Origin of the sequence: Bacillus sp. NPDC093026 (assembly GCF_044754665.1) — a bacterium.
In the GTDB taxonomy this organism is placed as follows: domain Bacteria; phylum Bacillota; class Bacilli; order Bacillales; family Bacillaceae; genus Bacillus; species Bacillus maqinnsis.
Genome location: NZ_JBIVPN010000014.1, coordinates 1 through 8043 on the forward strand (window position 1 = coordinate 1; position 8043 = coordinate 8043).

The 8043-nt window shown below is 35.1% G+C and carries 9 protein-coding genes; 6 read left to right on the forward strand and 3 right to left on the reverse strand.

Features of this window, described 5'->3' with window-relative positions; genetic code table 11:
* Positions 1-5 precede the first annotated feature (5 nt).
* Together ACIQCE_RS16270 and ACIQCE_RS16275 are read left to right on the forward strand one after the other, a co-directional pair.
* A complete protein-coding gene (locus ACIQCE_RS16270) occupies positions 6-1046 on the forward strand; it encodes a protein rep (protein ID WP_400496067.1) in 1041 nt (346 codons plus the stop codon).
* A 148-nt stretch (positions 1047-1194) separates the two neighbouring features.
* A complete protein-coding gene (locus tag ACIQCE_RS16275) occupies positions 1195-1815 on the forward strand; it encodes a hypothetical protein (RefSeq protein ID WP_400496054.1) in 621 nt (206 codons plus the stop codon).
* 454 nt (positions 1816-2269) lie between these two features.
* Here ACIQCE_RS16275 and ACIQCE_RS16280 read toward each other — a convergent pair whose 3' ends face one another.
* Entirely contained in the window at positions 2270-2764 is a 495-nt protein-coding gene (locus tag ACIQCE_RS16280; protein WP_400496055.1) for a hypothetical protein, read from the reverse strand.
* Positions 2765-3249: 485 nt separating this feature from the next.
* On the opposite strand from ACIQCE_RS16280, the gene ACIQCE_RS16285 reads away from it, so the two are divergent.
* From ACIQCE_RS16285 to ACIQCE_RS16295, 3 genes are all read left to right on the forward strand, one after another.
* Positions 3250-3417, forward strand: coding sequence for a hypothetical protein (locus ACIQCE_RS16285; RefSeq protein ID WP_400496056.1), 168 nt, complete (start codon positions 3250-3252; stop codon positions 3415-3417).
* A gap of 99 nt (positions 3418-3516) precedes the next feature.
* Positions 3517-3663, forward strand: a complete 147-nt coding sequence (locus ACIQCE_RS16290) for a hypothetical protein (RefSeq protein ID WP_400496058.1) — start codon at positions 3517-3519, stop codon at positions 3661-3663.
* 24 nt (positions 3664-3687) lie between these two features.
* The gene (locus ACIQCE_RS16295) at positions 3688-4218 is read left to right on the forward strand and encodes a hypothetical protein (RefSeq protein WP_400496059.1); all 531 of its coding nucleotides are present in this window, start codon (positions 3688-3690) and stop codon (positions 4216-4218) included.
* 133 nt (positions 4219-4351) lie between these two features.
* Here the strand turns inward: ACIQCE_RS16295 and ACIQCE_RS16300 are convergent, their stop codons facing one another.
* Both ACIQCE_RS16300 and ACIQCE_RS16305 read right to left on the reverse strand, forming a co-directional pair.
* Entirely contained in the window at positions 4352-4864 is a 513-nt protein-coding gene (locus tag ACIQCE_RS16300; RefSeq protein ID WP_400496061.1) for a DUF3967 domain-containing protein, read from the reverse strand.
* A 554-nt stretch (positions 4865-5418) separates the two neighbouring features.
* Positions 5419-5724 (reverse strand): protein CgeA, encoded by a 306-nt coding sequence (locus ACIQCE_RS16305; RefSeq protein WP_400496064.1) that lies wholly within the window; start codon positions 5722-5724, stop codon positions 5419-5421.
* A 558-nt stretch (positions 5725-6282) separates the two neighbouring features.
* Here ACIQCE_RS16305 and ACIQCE_RS16310 point away from each other — a divergent pair.
* A complete protein-coding gene (locus ACIQCE_RS16310) occupies positions 6283-7401 on the forward strand; it encodes a response regulator aspartate phosphatase (protein WP_400496065.1) in 1119 nt (372 codons plus the stop codon).
* Positions 7402-8043 lie beyond the last annotated feature (642 nt).

The following is an 8043-nucleotide window of genomic DNA, read 5'->3' on the forward strand; positions in this document are numbered from 1 at the left end:
TTTTTATGTGTAATAAATTTAATTGTAATGTTTCCAATTCGGATTATACCATCCTTGAGGACAAAACTGCAACAGGTAAAAAGCGGGATTGGAAAGGAAAAAAGGAAAAATCGACTTTGATGTCTGAACACTATAAGGCTTTGGAGAAACGTACTGGTGCACCTTACTATGGCAAAAAAGCAGAAAATTTATGTAATTGTGCGGAATGTCTTGCGTTTAGAAGGGATAAAGCAACTGGCAGACTACGATTATATCAAGCCTATTTTTGTAAAGTGAGGTTATGCGCTATGTGTGCGTGGCGAAGGTCACTCAAAATTGCCCATCATAACAAGCTGATTGTCGAGGAAGCGAATAGGCAGTACAATCCTGCGTGGATATTCCTCACTTTGACAGTAAAGAATGTCGAGGGTGATGATCTGAAACAAACGATTTCAGATATGATGAAAGGCTTTAATAAACTGATGAAATATAAAAAAGTGTCTTCAGTGGTTCTTGGTTATTTTAGAGCTTTAGAGATCACAAAAAATCATGCACAGAATACATATCATCCACATTTTCATGTGTTGATTCCAGTGAAAAAAAGCTATTTTAGAGGTCAGTCTTATATTAAACAAGCAGAATGGACAAGCCTTTGGAAGCGTGCCATGAAATTAGATTACACACCTATTGTGCATGTACAGAGAGTTAAAGGGAAAAAGAGCATTGATGCGGAAGCAATTGAAAAAGAAGTGCGTGAAGCAATGGAAGAACAGAAAGCGATTTTAGAGATTTCCAAGTATCCAGTGAAGGATACGGATGTGATACGCGGGAATGAAGTGACCGACGAAAATTTGGAAACGGTTTATTATTTGGATGATGCTCTAGCTTCTAGGCGATTAATCGGGTATGGCGGTATCTTGAAGGAGATCCACCAAGAATTGAATTTAACGGATGCAGAAGATGGTGACTTGATCAGAATTGAAGAAGATGATGACGAGATCGCCAATGATGCGTTTGAAGTCATGGCGCATTGGCATGTTGGTATTAAGAATTACATAATCAATTAGAAAAGCAGGCTAAATAAGCCTGCTTTTTATGTAGTGTATGCTTATTATATAAAACTTAAAATAACTTTAAAATACATAGGCTAAATGACCTTTTTTATAGAAAATATGTTATATTTTTATATATTTTGATTATTTTAGGAGGGTTATTTTGAAAAATTTATTTCTTGTTTTGACTATTTTAGTTTTTTCTGTTTCTTCATTTTTTGTAGGAGGAAGTTATACAAAGGCAGAGGAGCAGAAAGTGGATATTGTTGCTAAGGCTAATGAAATTGCTAAAAAATATGGATTTGATATTGTTTCTGATATTAAAGTAGATCAGAAACATTCACTAAATTTTAGTTCTATTGAAGAATTTGAAGATTTTCTTAAAGAAGAAAATGCTAAGGGTTTAGCAGAAAATTATGCGAGTGAAGAAAATGACCAATATGTTGGTAATTCTTTAATGGCTCTAGCAACGGTAAAAGCATCATCCAAATCTAAGACTACGACAAAAACTTATAGTTTTAAAGAATACAACGGAACTGGATATATTGGTTCCTATGCTCGTGTTAAGAGAGTTGGCGGAAAGGTTAAAAATGTAAATGTATGGAGTGAACAGGTCGGCATAATGTTTGCTATTACTTGGACACAAAGATCAACATGGTATAATTTGAATGCGAAAAAAACAGGTGGGAAGGCTTATGTAAGAGGTACTAAGTTGTATGGTATGAATATTGTAGGCCAACCAGTTGGGTATTCTAAAGCAGTTACTTATACTGTTAAGTTTTAAAGGGAGGGATTCTTTTGGTTGAAGTATCTCAGGTAAATTGGTTTGACGTTGTTTATAATTATTCTGTGCTTGGAGCTTCTATTCTTTTGATTTATTTCATTGTCAAGATTGTAAAGAGGAAAAAAGCTAATAAGAATAATCATTATTAAGCCAAAGTAAAAAAATCAGATAGAAAAGCAGGCTCCAGTAAGCCTGCTTTTTTGTATGAATCATTTATTGGTCAAGAATTACGTAATTCATTCATGGTTAAATTGCATTATTTCTCTTTTATTCTTGAAATGGTAAAATAAAGATATAAAGATGAGGTGATAAACATGGGAGGATTTTATTTCTTTGGTGGCTTGTTTCTTGCGTTGTTTGCTGGTATCGGTTTAGTACTATGGGGAGTTTCTACACTTCTCAAATTGGTAACAAATAATTAAAGTCGCTTCTTAGAGAAGCGACTTTTTTGATTTTATAGATAATCATTTGCTTTACAAAAGCTTTTTACAACCTTAACTTTTTTCCACTTTTTGCACCCTGATTTTACTCCCCATCTATAAAAATCTGCTGTAATATTACTTGCTAGTTCCCAACCTACAAAAGCGGCAAGTGCTCCAAGAAATGCTACTACAACTACTGGTAACGCTTTAGTGGATACTTCACTGTTGCTTGGATTTAGGATTTTCACTAATTCATCAAGAACTTTTGAGTCCACATTTGTGAAAAATGTATTGATATTGTTTATTTCTGTTTTTGTCAATTTGCCTTGTGCTAGCTCTTCGTCAATTTGATATGTACCATTTTCTAATTTGAGTGTTTGAGCAACTACTTGTTGCTTATCTTGAAATTCTTTTGAGTTGAAATCTACACTGGTTGCTTTTGCTGTTGATAAAGAAATTCCAGATGTGATTAAAACCAGAACCATTAAACTAACAATTTTTTTGAAGTGTTTTTTTACTATGCTCATTCTGACCCTCCTAATGTTTAATTAATACAAAAATAACAATATCATCAATCAGATTGCTAGAAAACTATAAAAGTAAACTTTGGAAAAATTTATTTTTTGATTGCGGACACCGCAATCATTTTTTTTATTTTTCATGATTTCGTTTTAGTGGAATTTTGTGTGATAGAATCCTGTCACTGTGGGGGGTGAATGTGATGACGATTGAAGTTGATGTGATGGATGTAGGTGCATTAATTTTTGGTATTATTATGTTCATTACATTTGTTCATTCAGGAGAAGTAGGCGACTAAAGCCTGCTTCTTTTTTTGGACTATTAGCATCTTGGAATTAAAGACTACATAACTAAATAAAAAAAGTCTTGGTGGATTTGATACTACCAAGGCTTTTTTGCACTGGCGTGCTTTTGTTTCGCACGTTAAAATTGCTACAAAATGCAAGTTTTGATGAGATTGCTTTACTGATTCTAAGCCAGAGGGAGTCAAGTCATGAAAATGAATGACAAGAGAAGAGAAATTCAAAAAAAGTATAGGGAGGAGATAAGAAAACAAAGGCAATGGGACAATAATTACAAAAATTATACTAAGGAAACAATTATTGTAATAGCAATTATTGTGCTGATCATTTTTTTGAATTTGACATTTCATGAGCTTTAATCAAATATTCCCCCTTTCCCCCTGTACTTAATACCCATTATTGTTCCATAATGGGAATATATAGTATTATATTACTAATTGATAGAGGAGGGAGAGATTATGAACAACCTAAAATTATGGAAGTTACTTCTGTTGACTTTTGTTTGTTCTTTGATTTTTTCTGTTGTTTTTGTCACTGTTCAGCGGATTGACCTTTATTTCAATCCACCACAAGTACCAGTTAAATCGATCGAGAAAATAGAATAAAAAATTTGGGGGAAAGGGAAGCACATGAAAAAGTTAATTTTGGTCGGTACATTGCTCGTTACAAGCTTTTTTACAGTTGGTTTTAATGTTGGTTCTGTTAAGGCTGCTGAAGATAGTGATGTTATGGACCCAGTTGTTGCCAACGATGGTCCAGAGGATGGTGTAAATGATCAGTCATCTGTCCAGCTGAAGGTTCGAAAAATATCGAATGATTTTGATTTAATTACCCCTATGGGAGCTGGAGAGTGGGATTACTTAGGGTCTTCGACATTTTATCGGCAGTCTAAAACTTTTTATTCCGGTGGCGGTGATCTTGGAATTCAGATTAAACAGCCTTACATAGGTCCTGGCTTTACATGGCGTTATAAACTTGTGGAAGAAGATCCGATTTTCAATGATGATGTTTCTTACTTTACCCTATCAAATCAAGGGGGAACGTATGAAGTAATATTCAATGTTCGTAGTTTTGTTGATGGAAATAATAAAAAAGCGGAATTACATCTTGAAAAGTTAACGAATCCTGCAACTAAGGTTTCTACAAAATGGTGGGATTAACGAGAAGAAGATGAAAGACTGAGGTAAAAGCAGACCCTTTTTGTGGTCTGCTTTTCTTTAACACGCTTGACGGAAATCAGGCGATTTTAGCACGCACACAGGGGTGTGTATAAGTGCGCCCTTGTCGGGAGTTCTATTTCCAAAATTCCCACCACTTTTTTTTATGAGTAGAGGCAAGCTGTTTTTTCAATTCTTGATTTTCCTTTAGAGTATCTAATAGGTGTTTGTCTCTTTCCTCGAGCTTAGTCTCAAAGAAGTGTCGCTGTTCGTGAACTGTTTGAATGAGAGATTGGATGATTTGTTTTTGTTCATTCATCTGTGAGGTCAGACTATTCCTTATGTCCTCTAGCGACTCATTCAGCGTCAACACTGTATTTTCATTGTAATCGTCTATGGTAATAGTGATTGGATGTCCTTCGTTTTTGAGCCCTTTCTCAATGCTTTCAATAGACTTTCCTTGATCATATAAGCTACGTATTTTTTTGAGTAATGGTATAGATTCTTCTGCCACCAAGTAGCTCTTTCCGTCTTTCTTTATGTTCAAGTGATGACCATGTTGACGAATGTATCTTCGCAATGTTGTATTGGGTATTCTAAGTTTATTCTCTAGTGATTTAATAGAGTACCATTTTTGTTGATTGTCCATAGGATTTCACCACCTCGATCACCATACGATCATACCCTGATTATTCTAGTTATATCAATGGATTCCTGCGATCACGATCATGGTTGCGTCCATGGATGCGATCATTCGATCACGAGATGTTTAAGGCGAGACACTTTAAAAAAGAATGCATTTTTGATTGCATTTTTTTTATTAGTATTTTTTTGATTTTTTCATTGGTGTGGAACACAATAAAAGTAAAGTGAAGAACACGTGGCATGAGTCAACGGTAAGCGGAACGAAAGTGAGCATTAAGGAGTTGACTCATTGACAGCACCCAAAGCCTATTGGTTCAAACAAACCTCCGTTTGTTTGCGCCTGCCGAAGGGGCACCCCCCGAAGATCGGGGGTAGGGGGTTTGACCATTTGCGATCCAACGGGCAGACCGTTGGCGGGTTTGGGCAGAGCCCAAAGAGTATGTAATAAAAAAAGAGAAGTTCAAGATTAGGGGGGTGATATCAATGAATTTCTCTTTTCATAATTGTTAAGTTGATGGGGCAATGTATATCTGGAAAGAGAAAGGCGGAATTTTAAGGTTAGCTGTTAAATGTAACAGATTCTATTTTGTTGACATCTATAAAAGATGTTGATGATCCTGCTGGTGTAATGTTGTTAGACTCAGTAATTGCGACTAATCCATTAGCTGGAGTGTAATTAATAAATTGACCAGGACCATACATATAGCTTGAGTCTCCAATAATCGTCAATGGAGTTCCAGGTGTAAGAGTGGAGAAAAGACTTTTGAATCCAGATGATGAAAGATCATTGTTTGATGAAGTACCACCTATGTCAACGTTTTGAGAAATGCCCAATCTAGATAATGATTGAGAAATATTAAGCATTAAATACCCTCCTTGTTATTTGATTTAATATGTTATTCGGATAATTTGAGTTTGTATAAGCATCTCACTACAAAAGTTCTTGTATATTTTTACTCTGTTTAAGATATAGTGTGAAGATGATAGAATAAGAGAAAGTTTTATTCGGAAGATTTGTTTGGCGAAGGTGCGAAGCGAAAGACGACGATAGTCGTCGAGTGGCAACGAAAAGCGAAGCACCGAGAGCCAAACGGGAACCCCCCCCCACTAACAGGGGGGTAGTACGGAAGATGAAAATAAAACGTATAAAAAAATAAGGCGTGCATTTCAAAAATGCCCCTGAGAGCGTTCAGATTCGTTTCTGAGCGCTTTTATTTTTGTTTAGGTAATAAAGTAGGTAATAACGTTAAAAACGCTTATATGGGCTTTAAATGCGTTTTTCTGTTTTGTCTGCTGAATTCATTTTAAAAAAAGTTTGCGAGATGCCGAAAATTTTCAAAAATGGGGCGCAAACAGGCTTCTCTTATGAGAAATTATGCTAGGATTTAACAGAAAAATGGTATTTACAAAGGGGGATTGATGATGGCAAATATACCTTCTTCACAAATTGGTGTTCAAATAAACGAATGGTATATCCATATAAAACGATTCAACGTGACTGATGCTGAAATATTAAAAGCGGAAATTGAGAGAAATTTAAATGATATGGAAGAAGATCAGGACGTCCTTTTATATTTTCAATTAATGGAGTTTAGGCATCGTTTGATGTTGGACTATTTAAATCCCTCTGAAAACAGAATGAATAAAGCTGACTACTTGCGGGAGGTAGAAGGACAGGGGAAGAGACTTACTGGTCTTCTCGAATACTATTTTAATTTTTTTAGGGGAATGTATGAGTTTGCAAAAGGGGAATATTTGAGAGCTATCACGTTCTATAGACGTGCGGAAAAGAAGCTTTCACAAGTTTCTGATGAAATTGAGAGAGCAGAATTTTATTATAAAATGTCAGAAGTTTTTTATCATATGAAGCAAACTCATATGTCTATGTATTATGTGAAACTCGCTTATGATACATATACAGCGAACTCAACTTATGTTATTCGAGAAATAAACTGTCTTACAGTTGTTGCAGGAAATTATATTGATTTGAAAACTCATGAGAAGGCTTTGGTTCATTTTGAAAATACTCTTAAGATTGCTAGATCAATTGATAACGATTCTATGGTTACAAAAGCTTTGTTGAATGTTGGATGTTGTTATAATGATATGGGGCAATACGATAAAGCAGTTTATTATTTTGATCGTGCTGTTGAGGTTGGCGAAAAAATTAAAGCTAAGGAATTAATCCAAGCCTATTATGATTTAGCTCTAATTCATCTTAGAAAAGGTAAAAGAGAAACTGGAGTTTCTTTTTTTGAGAAGAGTTTAGAATATGTTCAATTTTTTGAGGATGCTTTATTTGGACGAGTTTTAAACGTGCTGAAGGCTTTGTATATAGATTTAGGTGATAGGGAGCATGTTCTTCATGCCATGAATGAATTGAGAAACGCAGCTGGTTTTCCTTATTTGGAGGAATTGGCATTAGAAGCCGCCGAATTCTATAATAGGCTTGAGCGTTTGGATGATTCTGTATATTTTTATAGACAGATGATCGATGCTCAAAAACAAATTCGGAGGGGCGATGGCTTGTATGAGTTTTAAGAGATTTTTCTCTGTAGTCATGTGTGCGCTTGTACTATTAGTTTCTGTAAATTTTGTTTCAGAAACTAAAGAGAGTCATGATATTGCATCAAGGGTTGCGACTAAGTATTCAGCAGATTCAAGAGTTGCAACATGATAAAGATGTATTAACAGACCTTTATGGTCTGTTTTTTTGTGGCTAATATGATGGCAACTGTATTTGGGATGTCAGGTTTAGTCAGGTTCTTGGATAAAGCGATTCAAAAAAATCAAAAAAAAAATCTCCCCCTGCGGGGAAATTTGGTTTAGTCTTTGGTCTTTTAGGTTTTGTGGTTTTGGGTTTTTAAAAAGATGGCGATTTCGCCAGCTTTTTGGACGATTTTGACGAAGTCAGAATCGTGTCTTTTCTTATCTTGATACTATATAGAAACAATGAGATTTTCAAAAAGTACGATAGATTCAGTTCTGTCAAGGGTTGAAAGGCATTTTGACAAGTCAAAACTCCTTCTGCTATTATTTAAGTACCACCAAAAATAATAGGATGCTAGAGAACTAGCGTCAGAAGGAGTTTTTATGTGTAATAAATTTAATTGTAATGTTTCCAATTCGGATTATACCATCCTTGAGGACAAAACTGCAACAGGTAAAAAGCGGGATTGGAAA